The organism is Protofrankia sp. Cj3 (assembly GCF_917627355.1).
Taxonomy (GTDB): domain Bacteria; phylum Actinomycetota; class Actinomycetes; order Frankiales; family Frankiaceae; genus Protofrankia.
Window position 1 is genome coordinate 8,898 of sequence record NZ_CAKJTR010000050.1, and the last position, 1,117, is coordinate 10,014.

Consider the following 1,117-nt stretch of genomic DNA (forward strand, 5'->3'; position numbering starts at 1 on the left):
CCCGATTCCCTCACCACGCATGCGCGCTCAGCGACGGATCGCCAACCGGTACCTCTCTCGCTGCCGATTGTCATCAGCGAAGAAGTACTCCAGCAGGTCGTGCAGGTAGCCCGGGTCGGGCACACGTCTCGACGGCGGTATGTACTGTTTCACCCGAAAGGATCCACAGCCGAGGTTGTACATCGTGTACAGACCCAGTTTCAACCGGTCGAGTTCGGCGAGGATGTGGTCGGGCAGCGGATTTTCCTCATCCTCTTCAGAGGCCGTCTCGACGACCAGGCTCGGACAGTGCGCCCAGCGTCCATGAGCCGCGGCTTCGTAGAGTGACTCCAGCCGATTGGCGTCGACCGCCCGCTTGATTTCAAAAGACGAAATCGTGAGGACAACGTCGGGCAGCAGATACGAACTCCAGACCTCGACCGCCGCGACGTCCGGCCGGGACCACTGGCCGCTGGCCCGCGCCCGCCTACGCGCGGTAGCTGTCTCTCGGATGTGGCTGAACGTAAGTCCCGCTGTGTCGATCTCACTCTGGTACCAGTCGACGAACGGCCGGTACAGTTCGGATTCCCGGCGTACCAGCTGGCCGGGGCCGGTGGCGGCGGATCCCGCGTCGTCGATGTGCGTTTCGAGCAGCTCATCGCCGGCTGGCTGGGACACATCGTCAGCGCGGGCGACCGTGCCCCCGCGGCCCCGCCCGATCCGGACGAGACCGGCGGTCTTCAGCTCGTCCAGAGCCAGTCGATAACGGTCGTTCGTGATCCTTACAGCGCTGCGCAACCGCAGGCCGCCAACGGGAGTGCCGTCAGGCGGCAGCTGGTCGAAAACAACGAGCGCGTCACGGGAAACGTTCGGCTGGGTCCGCTCGATCGGTGCCCGGCGGATCCGCCGCCCCTCCACAATCGCCATACCCGCGAGAACGAGCTCCGCCACCGCGTCATCGAACTGCGCGTCCGCCATACGGAGCCGCTTCCGCAACGTTCCGCAGTTCAACGGTGCCGGCCCGATTTCCGGATACAGTTCCGCCGCCGTTCTGGAAAGTGCCATCATCCCCTCGCCATCGTCCCCTCGCTGTCAGCTCCTCGCTGTCAGCCCGGCACAGTGCGAGCGCGTGTGAGAT

Annotated in this window: 1 protein-coding gene; it reads right to left on the reverse strand. The window is 65.2% G+C overall.

Annotation, left to right across the window (positions count from 1 at the left end; translation table 11 throughout):
* Positions 1-27: 27 nt before the first annotated feature.
* Positions 28-1,047, reverse strand: coding sequence for a hypothetical protein (locus MJ783_RS09340; protein WP_239309987.1), 1,020 nt, complete (start codon positions 1,045-1,047; stop codon positions 28-30).
* Positions 1,048-1,117 lie beyond the last annotated feature (70 nt).